We start from the raw sequence: 24465 nt of genomic DNA on the forward strand, positions 1-24465 counted from the left end.
ATACCGTTTTCTTGCTGGATGGTCGGCATCAGTGCAATACCGTCGTGGTGGTCGTCGTCACATCGCTGTCGTTCATGCACGACTCAGCCACGGACAGGTGCGTCATCATCGAGCGCAAGGCCGCCGTGATGCGGGCGCGCTCGATACGGTTGAAGGCCGTCAATTCGTCATTGGCGCGGGCATCCGGCATATCAGCAAAGGCCAGCACGAGGCGTCGCACCGGATGCGGCAGCAGCATCCATATGGTGATGCGGGCCTCTTTCCGGCTGTTTTTTGACGACGCGGCGGCGACTGGCATTATCGTTTCCTCAGCAATTGAGTGCGGATCAGGTGCGCGATGACGGCGCTTTGTTTTTTGCCCTTCGATGTGAGCCAGGTCATGAACTCAGCGTGAAGCGCTTCCGGTAACTGGACAGTCATGGGCACAATGCCATTACGCGCCATGTAGGCGCGCTGGCGGGCGGCAGGGTCGGCATGGAGGGCCGGACGCCCCCGCCTTTTCGTCACCGGTGGCGGCTTGATGCCAGGCAGTTCCAGCGTTTTAGTGTCGTCGGCGTTTCTCATACCCTTCCCCACTGGTCGGCCATTGCAGCCGCTATACCGGGATAGGTGCGCGAACGGTCTTTCCAGCGGTCAGCAGATGGCGCCAGCTTGTTCTGGCCGCTGTCGGTCTGGTTTGCCCAGCGCTCGACCATCTTTCCCTTCCACTCAACCATGCGGCCCTGCACGCGCTGTGTGTTGCGCAGCAATGGCAGGCCCTTGATCCACAGACAGGTGTTTTTGCTGGCGTCGTCGCCAAAATTGTATGGCTGGATGGCCTGACTAGCCTTCCTGATGCGCGTGCCGATGCAGCCAACCGGGTTTTCCACCACGATGCGCGGAATGTCGGCATCGAGCAGGCGCTGCACGAACTGCAGCGACTCTTCCGTCTGCATGCCGCCGAAGCGTTCGCTTTTCGGGTTGCTGTTCCAGTGCAGACCACTGGACGACAGATATGTGCATGGCGGGTGCGCGATCATCAAATCCCAGCCCTCGCCAATGATGTCGAACACGTCGCCCTGATAGTGGGCGCCGATGGTCTCGCTGGGCAGGAAATCACAGCTTGTGGCCTCATGGCCGGCAGCTTGGAAGGCGTCGCGCACGGCTCCGCTGTATTCGCAGGCAATGAGCACTTTCATTTCTGCTCTACCAAGGAAAGCGTGATTGTTTTGTAATTTTGTGTAACTGACATGTTGCCTCCTCAGGCTGATTTTTCTCCTCGGGCGAAAGTGCCGGGCGGGCGGCAGGGCCGCTAGTTGCCTGAGGAGGGACGGAAGAATCCGCCCGACAGCACGAAGACTACTACCCGAATGACACATGTGTCAATCGGCAAGCGTGTCATTCGGGTAGCTTGTCGTGTGCGGAACAACGGTGTAAGGTTCGGGAAATGCTGCACATATCTGCGGCCCAGCCCTGAGGAGAGCTATGAAAACCACTATCGAATTCCTTGATGCCGTCAAGGAAAAGCTCGGCATTACGTCCGATTACGCCCTCGCGAAACAGCTTGGCTTCCCACTGTCTACGATGAGTAACTACCGCACCGGCAGGCGGATAATCGATGACGACGCGGCGCTTGAAGTTGCTATCGCCCTTGAGGTTAATCCGCTACAAGTCATCGCCGCCGCAAACATTGAGCGCGCAAAAACGCCCGAGCAGCGTGCGCGCTGGTCGGGCGTCGTGGAAAAATTCTCACTGTCTTTTAATTTACTGTTATTGGGCGCCAGCCCGCGCCAAGCCTCGTTCTTGACGCGCTGATAACAGTTTTTGTGCTGGCACTACACTCTATAAATTATGCGAAGTTATGGGTGGGTTTGTCAAATCCCTCGTTTTGGAACTTATACAATCGCAAATGCGATTTTGGCCCTTTGCGCGCCGCTTTCGCTGGTGGCGCACAAGCTACATGAAATACGGCTTGTCCCCGCCCGTGTTCGGTTTGTTCACGCCCAGGTTGGCGTGCATGTGCAGGTCTGGCGTTTCGATGATGCTGGCGATCAGGTCCGCTACGCTCCTGCGCGACACCACGGTGCCTTTGAATGGCGCATGGCGCGTGGTCAGTTCGTAGTCGACTTCGTCTTCGTTCGTCATCCAGGCTGGGCGCACGATGGTGTATGCCAGGCCCGATGCTTCGATGGCGTCGGCGGCGCGGCGGAATGGTTTCAGGTCTTCGGCCAGCATGGCGTTGTTCCACTCGCCGAATTTGCCGGGAACTTCATCGTAGATGCCCATCGACAGGACGAAAATCAGGCGTTCGACGGCCGAGGCCCGCATGGCGGCGATGATGCTGTTGGCCTGGGCTTCCATGTCGTCGCCCACCAGATTGGCGTAGACCACATCGTGACCGGGCATCGTTTGCCGCAGCAAGGCCTGGTCCAGCACGTCACCGGCCAGCACGCTGCCGTTGGCCGGGACTGGCGTTGGCAGCTTGCCGGGATTGCGCAGCAACAGCGTCAAGGCGATGTTGTCACGGCCCGCGAAGGCGCGGATGACCCACTGCGCCACCTGTCCGCCTGCGCCCAGTATCAATATCTTTTTCATCGTTATCGCTTTCGTCATGGCACGCCGCCATGCAGGAAGTTACAGGTTTTCTTTGACTAAAGGAACACGGCGCGCTTGAAAAAAGACAAAAACGCCCCCATGAGTGCCAGCCCATCGCCTTGTCTCTTGGTAGATTGCTGCCCATGTAATTTCAATAAAATCAGGTGCTTGCCAACTATGTTGAATGAGAAATCTCAACATCGGAGGAGCAATCAGGAGACCCGCATGACCCACTCGCATCCACGCACTGCGCTTCTTTTAGCGCATCGCCGACGTTTTCTGTCCTTTGCTGGCACCCTAGCCATCGCGGCCGTCCTCCTCCCTTCCCCGCCCTGCTCCCGGCGCTCTTGCGTACACCATACCAGCGGACCGGAAAACAGGCACTGGTATGGCCCGCGTCGCACATCCCGAGGGGAAAGTCCGCAACTGGTATTGTGATCTTGCGAAAAGAATAAAACCAGTTGACTACCACCTGCAATGCTTGCACTCTGAAAAATCGGACGGTGATAAACCGGCTCGGCCATGAAAAAAATACACAAGGAGATGCAATGAACCGGACAGTCATGAATACCCTCATCATTACCCTCTTCGGCGGGACGTTGGCCGCTTGCGGCGGCGGCAGCGACGGCTCCAGCGCAGGCGCGAGCCAGCTGCTGGCGGGCGCCACCGAAGCGGTCGCCTGCTACACTCCATGGAACAGCGGCACCGCCTACAATGGCGGCGGCAAGGCCAGCTACAACAACGTCAATTACACGGCCAACTGGTGGACGCAAGGCAATAACCCGTCGACCAGCAGCGGCGGCGCCGGCAGCGGCCAGCCCTGGACGGTGGTGGGAGACTGCGGCACGCCGACGCCGACTCCTACCCCAACGCCCACCCCGACGCCTACGCCCACCCCGACACCGACTCCTACGCCAACCCCAACGCCGACGCCAACCCCGACACCAACCCCGACACCAACCCCGACGCCTACGCCGACCGGCCTGGCCAAGCACGCGCTGATCGGCTACTGGCACAACTTCACCAACCCCAGCGGGGCCACCTATCCGATCAGCCAGGTCAGCGACGAGTGGGACGTGATCGTTGTCTCGTTCGGCGACAACGCGGGTGGCGGCAATGTCAGCCTGACCATCGATCCGGGCGCGGGCACGGAAGCGCAGTTCATCGCCGACGTGGCCGCCAAGCGGGCCAAGGGCAAGAAAGTCATCCTGTCGCTGGGCGGGCAAAACGGTTCCGTTTCCGTCGGCAATACGGCCGAAGCGACGAATTTCACCAACAGCCTGTACGCCATCATCACCAAATACGGCTTCGACGGCATCGATCTGGACCTGGAAAACGGCGTGGCGCAGGGCGCGGCCATCCAGACGTATCTGCCGATCGCCGTGAAAAACCTGAAAGCCAAGGTCGGCAGCAGCTTTTACCTGTCGATGGCGCCGGAATGGGTGTACGTGGAAGGGGGCTACACGAGCTATGGCAGCATCTGGGGCGCCTACATTCCCATCATCAACGCCTTGCGCAGCGAGCTGACGGTCCTGCACCCGCAGTATTACAACAACGGCGACATCTACACGCCGTACGCCACGGGCGCCATCAAGGCCGGTTCGGCCGACCAGCTGGTGGCCACGGCGCGCATGCTGATCGAGGGCTTTAACTATGGCGGCAATACCTTCGCTGGCCTGCGTCCGGACCAGGTGGGCTTCGGCGTGCCGTCGGGCCGCAGTTCGGCCGGCTCCGGCTTCACGACGAATGCCGACGTCAGCAACGCCCTGAATTGCCTGACGCGCCTGCTCAACTGCGGCACCATCAAGCCGCTGCAGGCGTATCCGGACTTCCGCGGCGTGATGACGTGGTCGATCAACTGGGACCGCCACGATGGCTATAACTTCTCCGTACCGACGAAGAACGTGCTGAAGACCTTGCCGTAAGGCGCCAGGCGGGCCGGAGGAGACTGCCCTCCTCCGGCCTGCCGCTTCTTCAAACCATATATAGTCAGGCGTGTTCACGCCCCAGGCTGGAACACCAGCCGCTCCAGGTCGCTCATCCGCCAGTCCAGCACACGGTCGCGCCAGCTTGGCTTGCCGTCATGGGCCAGCACGTGGCGCGCATAGGCGCAAAACCGGGCCGCGTCGATGTGTTCGGCGCGGGGAACGCCGCGAAAACGCCGGTCCACCACAAAGAAGCGCAGCTGCCACATGATGTCCGTCCCGCCAGGCACAGCGGTTGGTGGCAGTTCTTCCCGCGTGACGCGTATAAAAATCACCTCCGCATGGCGCTTGCTTAACTGGCTGAGCTGGCAAAACAGGTACCAGGCCTGCATGTCCGGCTGATAGTGGCTGGTCGACACGCCGCTGACCAGCGGATACCGCCCCGTCCGGCGCGCAATGCGGTCGCAGGCAAACTTGGCCAGCACCGTGCGGTGATTGCCGCCGCCATCGGTGTACCAATTCTCGCCATCGATGGAGCCGAGCTGGATGCCATTGTCGAGTTCACCGTTGAAATAATAGTCGGGGTTGCGCTCGAATTGGGCAAAGACGTCGCGCATCTTGCCCGGCCTGTATTGCGGCTCCAGCACCGCGTCGCGCCACGATTGTCCCGCATAGTGGTCCGTCTGGCCCACCACGTTGCGCATGTCCATGTGCGCGTCGCGCCGCCGGCATTCGCGCACGACGAAATCGTCGAGGCTGGCACCATGTTGCGCAGGAAATATATCGCGCCATTCGGCAATCGGTTGCTGCGACCACGGCTGCGACGTGGCCAGGATGTCATCCAAAAGGGTCGTCATTTGTTTCTCCCATGCACCAGAAAATACTGGCCTGCTTGGTATAGGGAGCGCAGGCGCTGTGTGACGGCTAAAATGCTCAATTTTATAAAATACAATTATATTACTATTTTCAATAGCCAATATCTATCGATTCAGTTGAAATATTTTACTTTCTTTTGTAAATGAGAATCGTTACTATCTAGATCAAGGATAAGCGAATTCAACAGAAAGGAACGTCCCTTGTTCACAGCCATCAAAACATTCAGCCAGGTGTGCACGCACATGTCGATCGCCTTCGGCCTTGCCTATTTGCTGACGGGTTCGCTGGCACTCGGTGGCTTGGCCGCAATCATCGAACCGGTCATCAATGTGGGCCTGCTGCCGTGGCATGAAAAAGCCTGGCACGCGATCCGCCGCCGCCACGCGGCCAGCCGCCTGGGCTTGGCCGCCCTGGCCGGCGAAAAACTCAGCCAGACGGCCATGCACATGGGCGTGGCCTTCGGCGTCATGTACTGGGCCACGGGTTCCATGGCCTTCGGCGGCCTGCTGGCCGTGGTCGAGCCGATCTGCAACGTGATCGTCCTGCCCTTCCACGACCGGTTGTGGGAACGATTTCGTTTCCGCATGCAAGGCCGGGGCGCGGCGCAGCTGGCTACGATGCCCAGCTGATACTGTTCACCCAAGAACAAGGACTGGGGTCGGACCCGGCGGGTCCGACCCCGGCTTCTTGTCGCAGGCCAAAGCCGCTATGGTGGCCGGTTTCAGCCGTCCGCAAGGCATGCTTACGCCTTGCCCGCCCACACAGGCGGCCGCCTTGGAAGCCATGGCGCCGCCCGCTCCAGCTGGCCGGCCAGGCGCAGCAAGGTTCCATCGTTGCCATACCCCGCCATGAACTGCATGCCGATCGGTAAGCCATCATTGGACATGGCCAGCGGCACGGACATGGCCGGCAAGCCCGCCACGTTGGCCCGCGGCGTGTACGGCGAATGCTCGAACAGGCGCGCCGTCCAGCCTAGCCCATCGAGCTGCTCCTCGTTTTCTCCATAGCGCCCCAGCGGCCACGGCACATCCGGCATGGTGGGCGTGAGCAGCACGTCGTACTGGCCGAACAAGGCGCCGGCCTGGCGCGTGACGGTGTTACGCACGTCGAGCGCGGCGACGAACTCGGCGGCCGACACGGTCTGCCCGTACCGGTAGCAGGCCAGGGTCGCCGGCTCCAGCGTCTCGAGCGACACGGCGCGCCCGCTTTCCCGCGCCAGGCCGTCTATCCACGGCACCAGGTTGGCGCACCAGATGCTGGCGTTCGCCTGCACGAAGGCGTGCCACGACACGCCCAGCGCGGGCGACACTTCCTCCACGTGGTGGCCAAGCTCTTCCAGCAGGCGCACGGTGTCTCGCAGCGCGGCATCGACGGCAGGTACGGGCCGGGCGCCATTGCTGGCGGCCCGTTGCACGGCAAAGCGCAGCTTGCCCGGCGCCACGCTCACCTGCGACAGCCAGGTGAAGTTGGGCGGACGCGTCACATACGGCTCGCCCGGCATGATTGCCTGCACGCAGTCGAGCAAGGCGGCGCTGTCGCGCACGCTGCGGCTCACGCCCAGCTGCACGCCCAGGCCGCTGAAGATTTCGTCCATGGCGGGGCCGTTCGACACCCGTCCCCGGCTGGGCTTGAAGCCGAACAGGCCCGTCGAGGCGGCCGGCACGCGGATGGAGCCGGCCGCGTCCGTCGCATGGGCCAGCGGCACGATGCCGGCCGCCACGGCCGCCGCCGCGCCGCCGCTGGAGCCGCCCGCGCTCAGGCTGACGTTCCACGGGTTGCGCGTGGTGCCATATAAAACGGGTTCGGTGGTGGTGGCAAAGGCCATTTCCGGCGTGCTGGTGCGTCCGAACGTCGCCAGGCCCGCTGCGCGGAACTGCGTCATCAGGTGGGAATCAAACGCGGCGACATGGCCGGCGCCCAGGCGGCTGCCCGCTTCGCTGCGCTGGCCCGCCATCGTGACGCCCACATCCTTGATCAGGAATGGCACACCGGCGAACGGCGCCGCGTGGTCGATGGCAGTCAAATCGGCCGGCCACAGCTCGACGACGGCATTGATCTGCGGGTTGACGGCGGCGCAGGCGCGCTGGGCGGCGTCGTGCAATTCGGCGGCGGAAACGGCGCCCTGGCGCAGCAGCTGGGCCAGCCCTAAGCCATCAAAGCTTGTATATTCATGGAGTTGCATCAGTTAGTTCCTGTAAAAGGTGAAGAGTAAAAGTCACAGGAACCACTGTAGGGCTTGCGCTATCATAGTGGAAATGAATAGTTGTTATACAAGGTATAGTCATGGACAATTTACGCAAGCTGGACCTGAACCTGCTGCTGACCCTGAACGCCCTGCTGATCGAGCGCAACGTCACGCGGGCGGCCGCGCGGCTGCACCTGAGCCAGCCCTCCGTCAGCGTGCAACTGGGCAAGTTGCGCGCGGCCTTCGACGATCCGCTGCTCTTGCCCGGTCCGCGCGGCATGCTGCCCACGGCGCGGGCGCTGGCCCTGTTCGCGCCCTTGCAGGCCGTGCTGGCCCAGCTTGAGCAAGTCTTGCAGCCGGAATCGGCCTTCGATCCGGCCACGGCTGAAGTGCGCTGGAACCTGGCGGCGGCCGACGCCGCCGAATATGCGATCCTGCTGCCCATGCTGCCCGCTTTGCGCGCGCAGGCGCCCTGTCGCGCATGGCCGTGTTCGAAGCCGTGCCGGCGCGCATGGCGCACGACCTGGAAACGGGCCAGGTCGACCTGGGTTTCCTGGCGCAGGAAGAAGCGCCGCCCGGCTTGCGCCACCGCACCTTGTTTACCGAGCACTACGTGCTGGCGGGCCGGCGCGACCACCCGTTGCTGCAGGAGCAGCCCAAGCTCGATCAGTTTTGTGCGCTGGAATTCATCGTCGTCTCGCCCAACGGCGGCGGTTTCCGCAGCAACGTCGATACGGCGCTGGAAAAGCTGGGGCGCACACGCAAGGTGGTGCTGTCTGTGCCGCATTTCCTGATCGTGCCGCCCTTGCTGGAAGCGTCCGACATGGTGGCCCTGCTCCCGTCGCGCCTGCTGAAGAAGGCGCTGGGCGCGCTGCGCACATGGGAGCCGCCCGTGGCCCTGCCCGACTACGAAATGGCCATGGTCTGGCACGAGCGCATGCACCTGGACCCGGCGCACCGCTGGCTGCGCGAGCGCATCCTGGCCAGCTTGCAGGCACCGCTACACGATTTTCCGCTGTAAAACACTAGGGAAGATTACCTAGTTGTTCGAAAGAAATTCCCAATGTTCGCCGTGGTGACGACTGCGTAAGCTTGCGCGTAATAATAAAGGGTCACCATGAACGCCATTTCCATCCTGCACCGCGGTTCGCGCCGCCCTCCCGCTTTTTCCTTTTCGATCACTGCCTGGCTGGCTGCAATGCTGCTGGGCATGCTGGCCTTCAGTGCCGGCGCCAGGGCCGCGACCGCCAACATGCCCGCGGCCTCGGCCGAGCTGATCAAGCGCGGCGAATACGTCGCCCGCCTGGGCGACTGCGTGGCTTGCCACACGAGCCCGAATGGCGCCGCCATGGCCGGCGGCCTGGAACTCAAAACGCCGTTCGGCACCATCTACAGCACGAACATCACGCCCGACGCCAAGACGGGCCTGGGCACGTACACGTTTGCCCAGTTCGACCGCGCAATGCGCAAGGGCGTGGCGGCCGATGGGCATAATCTGTATCCGGCCATGCCCTACCCTTCCTACGCGAAGATCACGCCCGGCGACATGCAGGCGCTGTACGCCTATCTGCAGCGGGGCGTGGCGCCCGTGGCGCAGCAAAACCGCGCAACGGACATGAAATGGCCGTTCAGCATGCGCTGGGGTTTGTCGCTGTGGAACGCCGTCTTCCTCGACGACGCGCCGTTCAAGCCCGACAGCGCCAAGTCGGCCCAGTGGAACCGGGGCAGCTACCTGGCGCAAGGGCTCGGCCATTGCGGCTCCTGCCACACGCCGCGCGGCGTGGCTTTCCAGGAAAAACCATGGGCCAGGACGGCGGCAGCGGCAAGCTCTACCTGTCCGGTTTTACCTTCGACGGCTGGCATGCGGTGAACTTGCGCAACCTGTGGACGCCGGGCGACATCGTGCAATTGCTGAAAACGGGCCGCAACAGCTTCGGCACGGCGGCCGGCAGCATGACGGAAGTCATCACGCACAGCACGCAATACTTCACGGATGCCGATCTCGACGCGCTGGCGCACTACCTGCACGGCTTGCCCGCCAAGGATGGCGCGGCCGCGCCGCCGAAGAAAACGGCGCCGCTCGCGGCGGCCAGCAACGATGCGCTGTACAACACGCGGGGCGGCCTGGGCTACCTGCAATTCTGCGCCACCTGCCACCGCCGCGACGGCCGTGGCGTGGACAACATTTTCCCGCCGCTGGCGCGGAACGACTCGGTGCAGTCAAAAGACGCCACCTCCGTCATCCATATCGCGCTGACGGGCTGGCAGTCGGCCGTCACGCAGCACTCGCCCCGCTCGTTCGGCATGCCCGCATATGACCGCCTGTCGGACACGGAACTGGCGGAAATCCTCACCTTTGTGCGCGGCAAGTGGGGTAATCAAGGCGCGCCCGTCACGCCCGCGCAGATCGCCAGGGTGCGCAAGGAGCTCAAGCTCAAGGCGCCGGACGCGGGCGGCTTCGTCACGCCCCGTTTCGCCGCCCTGACGGCCGATCCGAACGCCAGTCAATTGATCCACGGCATGCAGCTGATGACGGAAACGCGCGCCCGGCTGCCGCAAAACGTGGGCAACGACCTCAATTGCAGCAGCTGCCACCTGAATGGCGGCACGGTGGCCGGCGGTTCGCCCTTCCTCGGTATTTCCGCCTTCTTCCCGTCGGAAGCGCCGCGCGCCGGCAAGGTCATCAGCCTGGGTGAGCGCATCAACGGCTGCTTCCGCCGCTCCATGCACGGCAAGCCGCTGCCCGTGGACGGCCCCGACCTGCAGGCCATGGTCGCCTACATCGACTGGATGAAGGGCGCCACGCAGGCGGGCGACAAGGTGGCGGGACGGGGCGTGGCGAAGATCGACCGCGCGCTGTTGCCCGATCCGGTGCATGGCAAAAAGGTATATGCCGAGCAATGCGCCGTCTGCCATGGCGCGAATGGCGAAGGCATCAAGGGCGCCAACGGCGTCGTCGCCTTCCCGCCGCTGTGGGGCGAGCGCTCGTTCAATATCGGCGCCGGTATGGCCCGCACCTACACGGCGGCCGGCTTCGTCAAGGCGAACATGGTGATGGGCCACGGCCAGAAATTCCCGCTGGGACAAGGCAACCTGTCCGACCAGGATGCCGTCGACGTGGCGGAATATTTTACGCACATGCCCCGTCCGGACTTCCCCGACAAGGTCAAGGATTGGCCCAAGGGCGGCAAGCCCAAGGATGCGCGCTACTGAGGCGTGAATTTCCCGGGCGGCGCCCCTTCTGGACGCCGCCCGCCTGTGATACGCTGCTCGCTCCATCACGCAGGAGCCACGCATGCACACCGACAGCGGCCGCGCGGCCCCATCCGACACCTGGCTGGGCAAGCTGGGCCCCGGCCTGATCACGGGCGCGGCCGATGACGATCCCAGCGGCATCGCCACGTATGCGCAGGCGGGCGCCCAGTTCGGCTTCGGCATGCTGTGGACGGTGTGCCTGACGTATCCGCTGATGCTAGGTATCCAGGTCATCAGCGCCAAGATCGGCCGGGTCAGCGGCCATGGGCTGGCGACGAATATCCGCCGCCACTACCCGAAATCCTTGCTGTACGCCATCGTCGGCTTGCTGCTGCTGGCCAATGTCATCAATATCGCCGCCGACGTGGCCGCCATGGGCGATGCCCTGACCCTGATCATCGGCGGGCCCACGCATCTGTACGCCGTCGGCTTCGGTTTACTGTCCCTGCTGCTGCAAGTCTTCATTCCGTATCAACAATATGTGCGCATCCTGAAATGGCTGACCCTGGGCTTGCTGGCCTACGTGGCCACCGTGCTCACCGTGCATATTCCCTGGAGTGAAGTGGCGCTGCGCACGGTCTGGCCGCAGGTCGCCTGGTCGGCTGCGTCCGTGACCATGGTCGTGGCCGTGTTCGGTACCACGATCAGCCCGTATTTATTCTTTTGGCAAGCCTCGCAGGAAGTGGAAGATCTGCAGGCCGATGCCAGCGCGCAAGCCTTGCGCCGCACGCCGGAACAGGCGCCACGGCAATTTCAGCGCATCAAGATGGACACGGCCATCGGCATGGGTTTTTCCAACCTGGTGGCCTTCTTCATCATGCTGACGACGGCCGTGACCCTGGGCGCGCAAGGCATCACGCACATCGATACGTCCGCCCAGGCCGCTTCCGCCCTGCGCCCCATCGCGGGCGATTTCGCCTTCGCCCTGTTCAGCCTGGGCATCATCGGCACGGGCTTGCTGGCCATTCCCGTGCTGGCCGGCTCGGCCGCCTACGCCATGGCGGGCGCCTTTCACTGGAAAAACAGCCTGGAACTGGCGCCCCGGGCGGCCAAGAAGTTCTACGCCATCATCATCGGCGCCACCATGCTGGGCGCGGCCCTGTGCTTTTCGCCGCTGGACCCCATCAAGGCCCTGTACTGGAGCGCCGTCATCAACGGCGTCATCTCCGTGCCCATCATGGTGCTGATGATGGTGATGGCCTCGCACCCCGCCATCATGGGCACGCTCACCATTTCGCGCCGCCTGCGGGCGCTGGGCTGGCTGGCGACCAGCGTCATGGCGACGGCCGTGCTGGCCATGTTCGCCACCATGGCGTTCTGACGGTTACGCCGCCTTCGGCTTGAGCATGCCTTCCACGATGCCCAGCACGGTCTGACGGGGCAGCAAGCGCGGCAGCCAGGCCAGCAGCTGGTTGGGCCGGCCCGCCACATGGCTGCTGCGACCCCGGTCCAGCGCGCGCAGCGCTTCATCGACGACGGCTTGCGGCGCCATGCGCTGGCCCACGGCCGCTTCGGGCGCGGCCACCACGTCGAAGAAAGCCGTGTCCGTGGCGCCCGGGCACAAGCCCAGCACGCGCACGCCGCGGCTGCGGTTTTCCGCCCATAGTGCTTCCGAGAACGACAGCACGAAGGCCTTGCTGGCGCCGTAGACCGCCATGTAGGGATCGGGCTGCAGGGCCGCCGTGGAGGCCACGTTGATGATGGCGCCCCGTCCCTGGGCCAGCATGTGCGGCAAGACGCAGTGCGTCAGTTCCATCAGGGCCGTGCAATTGACGGTCACTTCGCCAACTTGCCGTGCAAGATCGATGCTTTCGAAGCGGCCATGCGTGGCAAAACCCGCGTTATTGATCAGCACGTCGGGCGGCATGCCCAGCGCGCAGGCCTGTGCATGGGCTTGCGCCGCCGCTCCCGGCAGGCTCAGGTCCGCCACCAGCGCGTGGGCGCGGATGCCGTGGCGTTGGGCAAGTTCCTTGGCCAGGCTGTCGAGCACGGCGCCGGAGCGGGCCAGCAGCAGCAAATGGGCGCCGCGCGCGGCCAGGGTTTCCGCAAAGACGCGGCCGATGCCGGACGAGGCGCCCGTGATCAGCACGGTCTGCTTGGTGTAGTTGAAAGCGGTCATGGCATTGGTGTGGAGTAGAAAGAGCGTTTAATGTAAACTGTAGACTTTAGTCCACGGTCAAGGGGAATCGATGCGCATCGGAGAAATCACCCGCCTGACGGGCGTCAGCAAGGATACGGTGCGCTTCTACGAGCGCCAGGGGCTGCTGGACGAAGCGCCGCAGCCGGGCCTGACGAATAACTACAAGGAATATTCGGCGCAGGCCTTGCGGCGGATCGAGCTGATCGGCCACGCCAAGGCGCTGGGCTTTACCTTGAAGGAAATCGCCGAGGTCATTGCCGTCTGGCAGGAAAATGCGCTCGATGCGGCCACCAAGCGGGCCATGCTGGAAACGAAGATCGCGCAGATCGACGACAAGGCCCGCTCGATGGCCGTGCTGCGCGCGGGACTCGTCGATGCGCTGGCCAAGGTGGAGACGGGCTGCGACGATGGCGTGGCGGCCGCAGGACATTTACAAGGATAATCCATGACCTATTACACGCAATACCGCCACCTGGCGCTCGAGGGCGCCAAGCCTGCCCCCACGGCGCAGCAGCTCGCCGCCATCGAAACCCTGCTGGAAGCGAAGTTGCCGCCCGCCTATCTGGCTTTCCTGCAAGCGGCCAACGGCGCCTGGTTCGACTACACGACGGATGTGCCGGACGGCAATGGCGGCGTGGAAAAGATGGGCTTCAATACCTTTTTCAGCGCCGACGAAGGTGATTTCTGCGATGAAACGTTGGTAGGCGAAATCCGCGCCGCCCGCCAGCATACGGACATGCCCGTGAAAATCCTGCCCTTCGCCCGCGATGGCGGCAATTCCATGGTTTATCTGGATCTGACGGAAGAAGGCGGCGGCCGCGTGCTGGCTTATGTACAGGAGTTGCCGGACTGGACGGGCAAGCGCGCCCACGGCCTGATGACACTGGCGCCCTCGTTCGATGCCTGGCTGGACAGTCTGTATATCGACCGCGACACGGTGCTCGATGAACTCGAACACAGCGTCTCGGAGCCATCGCACCTGGACGCGATGGCGGAATGGCTCGATATCGGCATGCCCGCCTGGCGGCGCGATGCCGGCATCGCCGCCTTGTTTGCCCTGAAGCAAGTCGAACTGTGCGCTAACGAACAGGACTAGTCCTACGGGCATGATCGCGACTGTCCTATGGGTGTGCGCAGGCTGCTGGCTTAACATTGTCATCAGCTTGCAGAAAAAACCACACCTTAAAGGAGTTTCCATGCCTATCCCTACCACCAGTTCCCGCGCGCCCTCCCTGAAAAGCGTGGCCATCGGCGCCGCCGTGGCGTTGCTCAGCGGCATCGCCATCAACAGTATCGCCGCCGCCGCGCCAGGTGCGTACGACAAGCAATTCCTCAGCAAGGCGGCCGACGCGGGCAGCACGGAAATTGCCGCCAGCAAAGTCGCGCAAAGCAAGAGCAGCAATGGGGAAGTGAAGAAATTCGCCGATGCCATGGTTACCGATCACACGAAAGTGGCCGATGAGCTGAAACAGCTGGCCAGCAGCAAGCAGATCGAGGTCAGCGACCAGCCCGGCAAGAAGCACCAGGCGCAGATCGACAAGCTGAGCCGCCTGGAAGGCAAGCAATTCGATACGGAATACGCGGCCAGCATCGGCGTGGCGGCGCACAAGGATGCCGTGAAACTGTTCACGGATGCCAGCCAGAAGGCGAGCGATCCCGATATCAAGGCCTTTGCCGCAAAAACCTTGCCAGCGTTGCAACACCATCTGGCAATGGCCAATACCCTGCAGGCGGCCTTGCCGAAATAGATCGCCATACACAGCAATAAACGGGAAAATACTTGCCGTACGTGCTGTACAGCAAGTATTTCCGCTCTTGGCATACAATGCGGCTCACTCAGTTTCAGGCTCCGCCATGACCTCATGCAGCTACTCAAGAAAACCGGCCTGATTGCCGCCGCCCTCCTGTTCTCCATCGTTCTGGCCGCCTGGCTGTTCATCAAGGTGGCGGCGGCCCGCAATGCCACCGTGTACGCCCAGGAATGGAACGATCAGCGCACGTGCGTCATCAAGACCTATGGGCCCCACTACGGCGACGGCGTGCCGCAGAACATCGTGCGCGCACTGAGCACGTCCACGTTTTTCCGCGTCTACCACAAGGATGGCACCTTGCTGGAAAGCACGGAATGGGTGCTGGACATGCATGAAGACGGCATCCTCGACCATGCGCGCTGGGGCCAGAACCAGACCCGCGCCATCTACCCGACGGACATGGGCGACGAAGGCTGGACCCTGCCCGAATGCGCGTAACCCTTTAGCAATCAAACGAAAGACTCCCATGCTGCGAGGCCCCTGGAGCGACGCTCCCTATCTCCCCACGCTCCACTATTTCCTCGGCCCTTTCGACGTGTATGACCGCGAAGAAACCATGGGTGTGGAGCTGGACAGCTGGGACATGAACGACCCGGTCCAGCGCGCGGCCCTGATACGGCGCGACATCACCTCGCAATACAAGGAACTGAGCTACCGCCACCGCCACGCGCTGGTGGCCGTGCTGGCGCAGGCGCTACAAGACCCGGGCTACGATTTCCAGGCCATCCTCGAGCATGATCCCGAAAGCACGCACGCCCTGCCCGCCATGTGGGATGAGATGACCGATCCGCGCGCCTTCTTTGCCGATATCTATCGGCTGGTCCGGCAGGATTGGGCCGACGACCTGGCCAGGGCGGCGGCGGAAGACCCGTCCGGCTGGTAGCGCGGCGCGGACGCCACACTATCGCCACGATAGCCGGGCCCCTGCTTTTCACTCTGTAAACGCGATTGCGGCCAAGTGCGCGTGGCGTTGCAAAAACGCCCCACTCAAAAAATCTGTTGCACCAGCGCATGTCCACTGGCATCGCGCTACCATGAACCGTCAGCACGCCCCCAACCGCACCGGTTTCCCGCCGGCTTTCCTGCCGCAATGTGAAGGAGATTCTCATGCCCAAGTTCGCCCCTGCCATTTGCCTGCCGCTCCTGCTTGCCGTCGGCATGCTGCCCTGTATCGCCAACGCTGCCGAAGGCGGCGCCACGCGCGCCGATGCCGAAGCCATGGTCAAGAAAGGCGTGTCCTACATCAAGAGCGCCGGCGACGCCAAGGCGTATGGCGAGATCACGGCCAAGTCGCCGCAATTCATCCTGCACGACCTGTACCTGGTCGTGTATAAGCTCGACGGCACGGTGGTCGCGCATGGCGCCAACCCGAAAATGGTGGGCAAGAACTTGATCGAACTCAAGGATATCGACGGCAAGGCCTTCGTCAAGGAGAGAGTCGACCTGGCCAAGAGCAAGGGGACGTTCTGGCAGGAATACAAGTTCACGAATCCGGAAACCAAGAAGATCGAGCCCAAGGTGATGTATTGCGAGAAACTCGCCGAAACCGTCGTCTGCGGCGGCATCTACCTGTAGCCAGCCGCCGCGCCGGGATGGTTTTCCGCTCTCTTGACGATATGGGTTCCGATGAAAATCGCACAGAAGATGTTGATCGTCCCGGTGGTCGCGCTGGCTTGCCTGCTGGCCATGGGGGCCTTGTCCTACTTCGCCATGCAGCAGAACGAAAGCCGCATGCGCGAACTGAAAGACGTCACCCTGACGGCGGAGCGGCTTGCCAACCAGCAAGCCATTGCCCTGGGCCAAGTCCACGCCGACGTATATGCGAAGATCGCCATTGCCGCCAGCCTGTCGGACGAACAGTTCAAGCAATTCGGCGCGCAAACGGATGGCCAGCTCAATGCCATCGCGCAAGGCTTGAAGGAGCTCAAGCAATTCTCGGGCGCCGCCACGGAAGCGGACCAGGCCCTGCCGGGCCTCGAGCGCTACCGTGCCAGCGTGGCGCAGGCGCTGGACCTGGCCTCGATGGACCCGAATACGGGCGTGGCGGCGATGCAAAATGCCGCCAAGCACTACCAGCAGGTGCGGGGGCAGCTGCGCCAGGTGTTGCTCAACCTCGACCACCGCACCGTCGACGCGCTGCAGGAGACAAAAAACGCGGGCCAGCGCGCCGGCTGGCTGTCGCTGGGCACCATGGCCATCGGCTTTGCCCTGCTGGCCCTGATCGCCACCTGGGTGGCCCGTTCCGTCGTGCGCCCCATCGATGAAGCCTGCCGTGCCGCCGAGTCGCTGGCCGCCGGCGACCTGACCATGCGCATCGATGCGCGGGGCGACGACGAGGTGGGCAAGCTGTCGCGCGCACTGGCCACCGTCTTGAAAAACTGGAACACCTTGTTGGGCGACATACGTCAGGCGGGCTCCACCATCACGGTGGAAGCGAGTGAAATCGCCCTGGGCAACGCGGACTTGTCGGCCCGCACGGAGTCGCAGGCTCATTCCTTGCAGGAAACGGCCTCGTCCATGCATGCCCTGACCGATACCGTGCGCGAAAACGCCAGCCATGCGCACCAGGCCAACCAGATGGTGCTGTCGACCTCGAACGTGGCGCTGGAAGGCGGCCGCGTCGTGGGCCAGGTGGTCGAGACGATGGGCTCGATCAAGGCCAGTTCCGGGCGCATCGTCGACATCATCGCCGTCATCGACGGCATCGCGTTCCAGACGAATATCCTTGCCTTGAACGCGGCCGTGGAAGCGGCGCGCGCGGGCGAACAGGGGCGCGGCTTTGCCGTGGTCGCCACGGAAGTACGGGGTCTGGCGCAGCGCTCGGCCACGGCGGCGCGCGAAATCAAGCAGTTGATCGAGGATTCCGTTGCCAGGATAGAAACGGGCAGCGAGCTGGCCGACAGCGCCGGGCGCACCATGGGCGATATCGTCGCCTCCGTCCAGCAAGTGACGGAAATCATGAACGACATCACGGCGGCCAGCCAGCGCCAGAGCAAGGGCATCGAGGAAGTCAACAATGCCATCACGGAAATGGACGAATTGACCCAGCGCAATGCCGCCCTCGTCGAGCAATCGGCCGCCGCCGCGCAAAGCATGCAGGACCAGGCGCATGATCTATTGCGCGTGGTCGACGCCTTCCGCCTGGGCGACGGCGGCCCGCCGCTGCTGCCGCGCTAGTCGCGCTAGTACCGCTGCGGCATGGCGGCCCGGGAACAGGCTTGCATGGCCTTGCCTGTCTCGACCAGCGCGGGATCGGTTCCCCGCCGCAAGACATTGCCCATGCGGAATTGCTGATGGTAATCGCCGAGCATGGCGGCATACAGGAAAACCTGATCCCGCCTGCGCCAGACGGCACTGTAGTTGCTGCCGGGAGCGACGGGCATGGCGCCGATGAAATAACTGTACAGGCCGCTAATCTTCTTCTTGTGCAGCCATTCCATCAATTGCACGATGCGGTACTGTTCCAGCAAGCTCAGTTCGCTGACATTGGCGCCGGACAGAGCATAGTACAGCTCCAGACGGGCCATCCAGTTGCCCTTTTCGCCTGCCGCCACCAGCGCATTCCAGGCGGGGCCGGTGCGTACCTTGCCCACCTCGTCAGACGATCCCACCCAGGCCTCGACGGCAGCCTGGTCCGGCACGGGGCCATAGTAGGCGGGTGCGCGGCAGACGAACTGGCGCGTGTCGGGCCCGTCCTCCTTGAACTCGTCGGCGATGTACCGGGAGACCTTGTCGCCGATGCCCAGCAGGCGCTTGCCATAGCCGTCCAGGGTCCAGCTCGAAGGCAGGCGGCCCAGCCAGGCCAGCGCATCGTCGTTGGCCCGGGCTTCCACCGCATAGGCGGCGATTCTGGCCTGCATTTTCAATTCTTTCTGCTGCTCCGCCAGCTTGAGCGCCTCTTGCTCCTCGTCATAGCGGCTCGTGGTCTTGGCCAGCTTGACGCAATCTAGGAAAGCCTCGGGCGCGCCCTGCCAGCACCGGGCCGGCACCTTCAGCTGCCAGCGCATGCTGACGGTTTTCAAAATATAGTTTTCTTCGCCCTCTTCCCCTTTGAGATAGGCGCGGCCGTCCGCTTTGGTCACGCCCTTTGTCAGCTGCTTGCCGCCCGCCGTGCTCCAGGTGTACGGATCATCGTCTTGCGGCACGCCGGGCACGGCGTACAGGGTCAGGTAATGGCCGGCGGCGGCCGGCGCATCGGCCGCATGGCACAGCGGCGACAGCAGGGACAAGGTGAGTAAAGTTTTTTAGGCAACAGTTTCAGCATGCAGCAATCGGTTCAATGAAGTTCGGTATGGCAGGCGCAGTCGTGGCCGCTGGCCGCCTCGGACAGGTTTTGCAGAATCGCGCAGTCTTGCGACGGCTGCGGCTGGTCGCACTGGTGGCGCAGGGTTACCAGCTGCTGCTGCAGAGTTTGCAGATTCGCCATCTGCTCGGCGATGCGCAGGATATGGTGGTCGAGCAATTCGTTGACGCTCTGGCAGCCTTCGGCCGGATTGTTCTTAAATTCCAGCAAGGCGCGGATATCCGTCAAGCCGATCTGCAAGGAGCGGCAATGGCGGATGAATTGCAGCCGTTCCTGGTGTTCTTCGCGGTATTCGCGGTAGCCGGCGCTGTTGCGGCCCGGTTCCTGCAGCAAGCCCGCCTTTTCATAGTAACGCACGGTTTCCACGTCACAATCTGTCCGTTTGGCCAGTTCTCCGATACGCATGGCATCCCCTTTTTCATTCCAACTTGCAAATTCCGCTTGACCCTGTAGCGGCTACAGGGTTTCTAATGGAAGCATACACCAAACCGGAAGGACGAATGCGATGCCGCACGATAGCCACGATCATACCCACGAGCACAAGCACGACCATGAGCATGAGCATGCACCCAAGGCGGCCAGCTGCTGTTCCAGCCAGCATGCGTGCTCGTCCACACCTGCAGTCAATGCTGCGCCAGCCCTGCCCAGCACTCCCGTCGCCGGCGCCAACACGGCCAAATACCGTATCGCCAACATGGATTGCCCCACGGAAGAACGGCTGATCCGCAACAAGCTGGCCAATATGGCGGGCGTCGTGGGCCTCGATTTCAACCTGATGAACCGCGTGCTCGACGTGCATCACACCCTGGCCTCGCTGGCCACGGTGGAAGCGGCCCTGCACGGCATCGGCATGCAGGCGATTCCCATGGAAGCGGACGCTGCCGTCGCGCGCGACCCGAACGAAGGCAATCTGCCCGGCCTGCAAAAAGGCTTGCTGGTGGTCTCCGGCCTGGCCGCGTTTGGTGCCGAGGCGCTGGCGTGGACCACGCATGCAGACAGTTCGCCCCTCGTCATCGCCCTGGCCCTGCTGTCTATCGCCACGGGCGGCTGGCCGACCCTGAAAAAGGGCTGGATTGCCCTGAAGACCTTCACCCTGAACATCAATTTCCTGATGAGCCTGGCGGTTTTCGGCGCCATCGCCATCGGCCAGTGGCCGGAAGCGGCCATGGTCATCTTCCTGTTCGCCATCGCCGAGCTGATCGAGGGCTTGTCCCTGAACCGCGCGCGCAACGCCGTGCACAGCCTGATGCAGCTGGCGCCGGACACGGCGACCGTCGCCGACGCCGGCGGCGCCTGGCAGCAAGTATCCGTCGCCACCGTGGCCATCGGCGCGACCATGCGCGTGAAACCGGGCGAGCGCATCGCCCTCGACGGCGTGGTGGCCAGCGGCGAATCGTCCGTCAACCAGGCGCCGATCACCGGTGAAAGCATGCCGGTGGACAAGACCGTGGGCGACGTCGTGTATGCGGGCACCATCAATGAACGGGGCTTGCTCGACGTTACCGTGACGGCCAACAGCGGCAACAGCACCCTGGCGAAAATCGTCAAGGTGATCGAGGAAACTCAGGGAAAACAGGCGCCCACGCAGCGCTTTGTTGACAATTTTGCCCGCTACTACACGCCCGCCGTGGTCGTCTTCGCCATCCTCGTGGCCGTGCTGCCGCCCTTGTTGCTGGGTCAGCCCTTCATGGCGTGGGTCTACAAGGCCTTGGTGATGCTGGTGATCGCCTGCCCGTGCGCGCTCGTCATTTCCACGCCCGTCACGGTCGTCAGCGGCCTGACGGCGGCCGCGCGGCGCGGCATTTTAGTGAAAGGCGGGCAATTCCTGGAAACCGGCTACCGCATCAAGGCCATCGCCGTCGACAAGACGGGCACCTTGACCATGGGCAAACCGGCCGTCACGGACGTGGTTGCCATGGAGGGCAGCGACCGCGACACCATCCTGCTGCTGGCCGCCAGCCTGAACGCCAACTCGGCCCACCCGCTGGCCGCCGCCATCGTCAAGGCGGGTCCGCCCGCCGGCAGCCACTTGCCCGTCACCCAGTTTGCCGCCTTGCATGGACGCGGCGTGCAAGGCAATATCGATGGCCAGACATATTACTTGGGCAATGCGCGCCTGATGACGGAGTTGAACGTGCTGACGCCGGCACTGCAAGCCATCCTGGCGCGGCTGGAACAGCAAGCCTACACGGCCATGGTGCTGGCCACCCCGGCCGGTGCGCTGGGCGTGATCGCCGTGGCCGACGTGCTGCGCCCCACGGCGGCGTCCGCCATTGCCCGCCTGAATGCGCTGGGCGTGACCACCGTCATGCTGACGGGAGACAATCTGCTGACGGCGCAGCGCATCGCGGCCGAGGTGGGCGTGAGCCTGGTCAAGGCGGAGTTGTTGCCTGAAAACAAGCTCGATGAAATCAAGGCCTTGCAGCAGCAGTTTGGCGTGGTGGCCATGCTGGGCGACGGCGTCAACGACGCCCCGGCGCTGGCGCAGGCGGACATCGGCTTTGCCATGGGCGCGGCCGGCAGCGATACGGCCATCGAAACGGCGGACGTGGCCCTGATGGACGATGAATTGGGCAAGTTGCCTGAATTCATCAGCCTGAGCCAGCGCACGCGCAGCATCCTCGTGCAAAACATCAGCTTTGCCATCGGCATCAAGGCCGTGTTCTTCGGCCTGGCGCTGGCCGGCACGGCGACCTTGTGGATGGCCGTGTTCGCCGACGTGGGCGCCAGCCTGCTGGTGGTGGCGAACGGCTTGCGCTTGTTGCGCAATAACAAGCAAGCATAGTCCTCCGCAGAAATATTTCCATCTGGACAATTGGTGTAAAAAACGCTACTTTGGCGGCTGTTCCCACCGCCGCCAAAGTAGCCGATGACCTTACTGCCCCATTTGCCCCTGCTGGCCACCCTGCTGGCTGGCGCCTCCCTGCATGCCGAACCGATGTTCTTCACGCCTTGCTCCGATACGGCCGTGTCCGGCAGCCTGTGCTCGGGCTTGAACGTGCCCGGCAGCTACGATGCCCAGGGCCGCGCCGTCGGCGACGCGGACGCCATGCACGTCTTCGTGCGCAAGATCGCCGCCGATGTGCCTGCCGGCAAGCCCGCCAAGGCCACCGTGTGGCTGGTGGCGGGCGGCCCCGGCGAATCGGGCGCTTCGTTCTACAGTCTGCTGCCCACCCTGCGCCGCAGCTTTCCCGGTTTCGAATTCCTCATCCCCGACCACCGCGGCACGGGCCACTCGTCGCGCCTGTGCAAGGTGGAGGAATCGGAACAAAGCCCCGGCGGCCGCGCCCTGGCCGGCGCCGAATGGGCCAGCTGCTTCAAGGGCATCAATCTGATGCCCGAATACGCGGCGCAGTTTTCCATCACGACGGCCGCGCGCGACTTGAAAGCCTTGATCGAGGGCGAGCGGAGCAAGCGCAAGCAGCCGCCCGTGTATGTATACAGTGTGTCGTACGGCACGCAGCTGGTCTTGCGCACCTTGCAGCTGGGGCCGCTGCCCGTCCAGGGCGTCATTTTTGATTCGCTGGTACCGCCGCAAACGGATGCGCGCTGGGACTTGAGCCAGCGTTCGCACGTGGTCAACCAGGTCGGCATGCAGGTGCTGGCCCGCTGCGATGCGGATGCGGCTTGCCATGCGGCATTGGGCGAGCCTGCCGAAGCCTTGTACCGCCGCGTGCTGGAGAAGGCGCAAGCCGAGCCCGCCCTGCTGACGAAGATTCCCGGCAAGAACCTGAAAAACTTCCTGGGCGGCATGCTCGACGTGCCGGCCGCCCGCGCCCGCATCCCGTATCTGCTGCACGACCTGGACCAGGGCAAGGATGGCGAACTGGCCGCCGTGCGCGCCACGTTGACGGAAGCGGCAGCCAGCCTGGGCAGCTATCCCCAGTCGCCGCTGTCGATTCCGCTGGTCAGCATCATCAGCAATTCGGAAAACAATCTGCAGCCCTCCTTGCGTCCCGACTGGACGGCCGCCGACCTCGACCGTGAAGAGGCGGACTTGCTGTTGACCAGTCCCCTGCCCCGCATCTTGCTGGGCGGCGGCTTGCCCACCTACCCGCGCGACGCCTATTTCGGCACCCTGCCGGCGAAAATGCCGCCCACCCTCGTGCTGCAGGGAACCCTGGACCCGAAGACGCCGTACGCTGGCGCACAGGCGCAAGTGCAGGCTTTGACGCAAAGCAAGGCGGGCACGGTGGCGCTGGCCACCGTGCAGAATGCCCCGCATTTCATCCTGTGGACGGCGCCCGCCTGTTTTGAGCAAGCCACTACCCGTTTTATTGCCGGCAAACCGGCGCGCGATTGCACGCTGTAGTTCCCCCTACCATATAGAAGAGGATGATATGCGCATCACAGGCCTGGCATTGCTGCTGTTAACCTGTTTCGGCGTGGCACAAGCGGCGGCGCCCGCCGCGCCGTCCATCTGCGCCTCGCCCGCGCAAGCCGTGCGCGAACAGGGCTATGTGCCCATCAATGGCATCGAACAATGGATCACGGTCACGGGCGCCGCCTGCGGCAATCCCGTGATCCTCTTCATCCATGGCGGCCCCGGCAACGCGCTGAGTCCCTACGCGGAGGCCATCTATGCGGGCTGGGAGCGCCAATACACCCTGGTGCAATGGGACCAGCGCGGCGCGGGCATGACGTATGCGAAACAGCGCCCGACGGAAGACGTGCCCTTGACGGTGGAACAGATGCGCGACGACGGCATTGCCGTGGCGGCCTATCTGCAGCAGCACCTGGGCAAGGACAAGGTCATCCTGATGGGCAGTTCCTGGGGTTCGATCCTGGGCGTGCACATGGCCAAGGCGCGCCCCGACCTGTTCCACGCGTACATCGGCACGGCGCAAGTGGTCAATGCGCGCGACAACGAGGCCGGCATGTACCGGCAAGTGCTTGCGCTGGCGCAAGCGGCGAACGATGCGCCCACGCTGGACAAGCTGGCGGCGCTCGGTCCGCCGCCATGGACCGATCCGCGCAACTTCGGCATCCTGCGCCGCTTCGACCGCAAATATGAGGCACTGGCAACGGATGCGCCGCCCAAGCACTGGTGGCAGCCGGCGCCGTTCTACGCCACGCCGCAAGCGCTGGCCGATGCCGAGGCGGCCGATGATTACTCGTACCTCCAGTTCATCGGCCTGCGCGGCGACGGCATGTTTGCCAAGGTCGACCTGCCCGCGCTGGGTACGCGCTTCGACTTGCCCGTGTTTTTCGTGATGGGCGAAGCGGACCTGCTGACCTCGCCCGCCATCGCGCGCACGTATTTCGACAGCATCACGGCGCCGGCCAAGGGTTTTACGGTAGTGAAACGGGCCGGACACGACCCCAATGAGGCCGTGCACGACGCCCAATGGACGGTCTTGCGCGAGCAGGTGGCGCCGCTGCTGAAGCGCTGAATA

General features: G+C 63.5%; 23 protein-coding genes and 2 pseudogenes. 16 read left to right on the plus strand and 9 right to left on the minus strand.

Going from position 1 to position 24465, the window contains the following annotated elements:
* Nucleotides 1–28: 28 nt before the first annotated feature.
* Genes ACRHIG_RS18030 through ACRHIG_RS18040 form a run of 3 tightly spaced genes read right to left on the minus strand, consistent with a single transcriptional unit; the run spans nt 29 to nt 1178 of the window.
* Nucleotides 29–298, minus strand: a complete 270-nt coding sequence (locus ACRHIG_RS18030; RefSeq protein WP_489627341.1) for a hypothetical protein — start codon at nt 296–298, stop codon at nt 29–31.
* Nucleotides 298–564, minus strand: a complete 267-nt coding sequence (locus ACRHIG_RS18035) for a hypothetical protein (RefSeq protein ID WP_489627342.1) — start codon at nt 562–564, stop codon at nt 298–300. Before ACRHIG_RS18035 ends, ACRHIG_RS18030 begins: the two co-directional genes overlap by 1 nt.
* Entirely contained in the window at nt 561–1178 is a 618-nt protein-coding gene (locus ACRHIG_RS18040) for a DNA cytosine methyltransferase (RefSeq protein ID WP_489627343.1), read from the minus strand. Before ACRHIG_RS18040 ends, ACRHIG_RS18035 begins: the two co-directional genes overlap by 4 nt.
* Before the next feature lie 286 nt (nt 1179–1464).
* Here ACRHIG_RS18040 and ACRHIG_RS18045 point away from each other — a divergent pair, with 286 nt between their 5' ends.
* Entirely contained in the window at nt 1465–1794 is a 330-nt protein-coding gene (locus ACRHIG_RS18045; RefSeq protein WP_489627344.1) for a hypothetical protein, read from the plus strand.
* A 141-nt stretch (nt 1795–1935) separates the two neighbouring features.
* On the opposite strand, the gene ACRHIG_RS18050 is transcribed toward ACRHIG_RS18045, so the two are convergent.
* Nucleotides 1936–2592, minus strand: a complete 657-nt coding sequence (locus tag ACRHIG_RS18050; protein WP_489627345.1) for an SDR family oxidoreductase — start codon at nt 2590–2592, stop codon at nt 1936–1938.
* A gap of 545 nt (nt 2593–3137) precedes the next feature.
* Between ACRHIG_RS18050 and ACRHIG_RS18055 the strand changes: the two genes are divergently transcribed.
* Nucleotides 3138–4499: a chitinase gene (locus ACRHIG_RS18055; RefSeq protein ID WP_489627346.1), complete on the plus strand. Its 1362-nt coding sequence runs from the start codon at nt 3138–3140 to the stop codon at nt 4497–4499.
* Between the two features lie 74 nt (nt 4500–4573).
* On the opposite strand, the gene ACRHIG_RS18060 is transcribed toward ACRHIG_RS18055, so the two are convergent.
* Nucleotides 4574–5356 carry a hypothetical protein gene (locus ACRHIG_RS18060; protein WP_489627347.1) on the minus strand — a complete coding sequence of 261 codons (783 nt, stop codon included), beginning with the start codon at nt 5354–5356 and terminating at the stop codon, nt 4574–4576.
* Nucleotides 5357–5575: 219 nt separating this feature from the next.
* On the opposite strand from ACRHIG_RS18060, the gene ACRHIG_RS18065 reads away from it, so the two are divergent.
* Complete coding sequence (locus tag ACRHIG_RS18065) at nt 5576–6004, plus strand: DUF2061 domain-containing protein (RefSeq protein ID WP_475415091.1); 429 nt, start codon at nt 5576–5578, stop codon at nt 6002–6004.
* A 113-nt stretch (nt 6005–6117) separates the two neighbouring features.
* Here the strand turns inward: ACRHIG_RS18065 and ACRHIG_RS18070 are convergent, their stop codons facing one another.
* The gene (locus ACRHIG_RS18070) at nt 6118–7557 is read right to left on the minus strand and encodes an amidase (RefSeq protein WP_489627348.1); all 1440 of its coding nucleotides are present in this window, start codon (nt 7555–7557) and stop codon (nt 6118–6120) included.
* Between the two features lie 101 nt (nt 7558–7658).
* On the opposite strand from ACRHIG_RS18070, the pseudogene ACRHIG_RS18075 reads away from it, so the two are divergent.
* The 3 genes and pseudogenes from ACRHIG_RS18075 to ACRHIG_RS18085 all read left to right on the plus strand — a co-directional run bounded on the left by ACRHIG_RS18075 (nt 7659) and on the right by ACRHIG_RS18085 (nt 12136).
* Nucleotides 7659–8581 (plus strand): annotated as a pseudogene (locus tag ACRHIG_RS18075) (LysR family transcriptional regulator).
* Nucleotides 8582–8770: 189 nt separating this feature from the next.
* Nucleotides 8771–10773 (plus strand): annotated as a pseudogene (locus tag ACRHIG_RS18080) (c-type cytochrome).
* A gap of 82 nt (nt 10774–10855) precedes the next feature.
* Complete coding sequence (locus ACRHIG_RS18085) at nt 10856–12136, plus strand: NRAMP family divalent metal transporter (protein WP_489627349.1); 1281 nt, start codon at nt 10856–10858, stop codon at nt 12134–12136.
* A 3-nt stretch (nt 12137–12139) separates the two neighbouring features.
* Here the strand turns inward: ACRHIG_RS18085 and ACRHIG_RS18090 are convergent, their stop codons facing one another.
* Complete coding sequence (locus ACRHIG_RS18090; RefSeq protein WP_489627350.1) at nt 12140–12934, minus strand: SDR family NAD(P)-dependent oxidoreductase; 795 nt, start codon at nt 12932–12934, stop codon at nt 12140–12142.
* 70 nt (nt 12935–13004) lie between these two features.
* On the opposite strand from ACRHIG_RS18090, the gene ACRHIG_RS18095 reads away from it, so the two are divergent.
* From ACRHIG_RS18095 to ACRHIG_RS18125, 7 genes are all read left to right on the plus strand, one after another.
* Nucleotides 13005–13397, plus strand: a complete 393-nt coding sequence (locus tag ACRHIG_RS18095; protein ID WP_076568687.1) for a MerR family transcriptional regulator — start codon at nt 13005–13007, stop codon at nt 13395–13397.
* A 3-nt stretch (nt 13398–13400) separates the two neighbouring features.
* Nucleotides 13401–14051 (plus strand): SMI1/KNR4 family protein, encoded by a 651-nt coding sequence (locus tag ACRHIG_RS18100; protein ID WP_489627351.1) that lies wholly within the window; start codon nt 13401–13403, stop codon nt 14049–14051.
* Between the two features lie 100 nt (nt 14052–14151).
* On the plus strand, nt 14152–14703 hold the full coding sequence (locus ACRHIG_RS18105; protein ID WP_489627352.1) for a DUF4142 domain-containing protein: 552 nt from the start codon (nt 14152–14154) through the stop codon (nt 14701–14703).
* A 114-nt stretch (nt 14704–14817) separates the two neighbouring features.
* Nucleotides 14818–15204, plus strand: coding sequence for a hypothetical protein (locus tag ACRHIG_RS18110; protein ID WP_489627353.1), 387 nt, complete (start codon nt 14818–14820; stop codon nt 15202–15204).
* Between the two features lie 28 nt (nt 15205–15232).
* On the plus strand, nt 15233–15649 hold the full coding sequence (locus tag ACRHIG_RS18115; protein WP_489627354.1) for a hypothetical protein: 417 nt from the start codon (nt 15233–15235) through the stop codon (nt 15647–15649).
* A 224-nt stretch (nt 15650–15873) separates the two neighbouring features.
* Entirely contained in the window at nt 15874–16341 is a 468-nt protein-coding gene (locus tag ACRHIG_RS18120) for a cache domain-containing protein (protein ID WP_489627355.1), read from the plus strand.
* Nucleotides 16342–16392: 51 nt separating this feature from the next.
* Nucleotides 16393–17943: a methyl-accepting chemotaxis protein gene (locus ACRHIG_RS18125; protein ID WP_489627356.1), complete on the plus strand. Its 1551-nt coding sequence runs from the start codon at nt 16393–16395 to the stop codon at nt 17941–17943.
* A gap of 5 nt (nt 17944–17948) precedes the next feature.
* Here the strand turns inward: ACRHIG_RS18125 and ACRHIG_RS18130 are convergent, their stop codons facing one another.
* Together ACRHIG_RS18130 and cadR are read right to left on the minus strand one after the other, a co-directional pair.
* Nucleotides 17949–18995 carry a hypothetical protein gene (locus ACRHIG_RS18130; RefSeq protein WP_489627357.1) on the minus strand — a complete coding sequence of 349 codons (1047 nt, stop codon included), beginning with the start codon at nt 18993–18995 and terminating at the stop codon, nt 17949–17951.
* 47 nt (nt 18996–19042) lie between these two features.
* Entirely contained in the window at nt 19043–19474 is a 432-nt protein-coding gene (gene cadR / locus ACRHIG_RS18135) for a Cd(II)/Pb(II)-responsive transcriptional regulator (RefSeq protein WP_034787498.1), read from the minus strand.
* Between the two features lie 100 nt (nt 19475–19574).
* Here cadR and ACRHIG_RS18140 point away from each other — a divergent pair, with 100 nt between their 5' ends.
* From ACRHIG_RS18140 to ACRHIG_RS18150, 3 genes are all read left to right on the plus strand, one after another.
* Nucleotides 19575–21854 (plus strand): heavy metal translocating P-type ATPase, encoded by a 2280-nt coding sequence (locus ACRHIG_RS18140; protein ID WP_489627358.1) that lies wholly within the window; start codon nt 19575–19577, stop codon nt 21852–21854.
* An 84-nt stretch (nt 21855–21938) separates the two neighbouring features.
* Nucleotides 21939–23381: an alpha/beta fold hydrolase gene (locus ACRHIG_RS18145; RefSeq protein WP_489627359.1), complete on the plus strand. Its 1443-nt coding sequence runs from the start codon at nt 21939–21941 to the stop codon at nt 23379–23381.
* A 28-nt stretch (nt 23382–23409) separates the two neighbouring features.
* Nucleotides 23410–24462, plus strand: coding sequence for an alpha/beta hydrolase (locus tag ACRHIG_RS18150; protein ID WP_489627360.1), 1053 nt, complete (start codon nt 23410–23412; stop codon nt 24460–24462).
* Nucleotides 24463–24465 lie beyond the last annotated feature (3 nt).

The sequence above is a fragment of the Janthinobacterium sp. C22 genome, assembly GCF_057919405.1.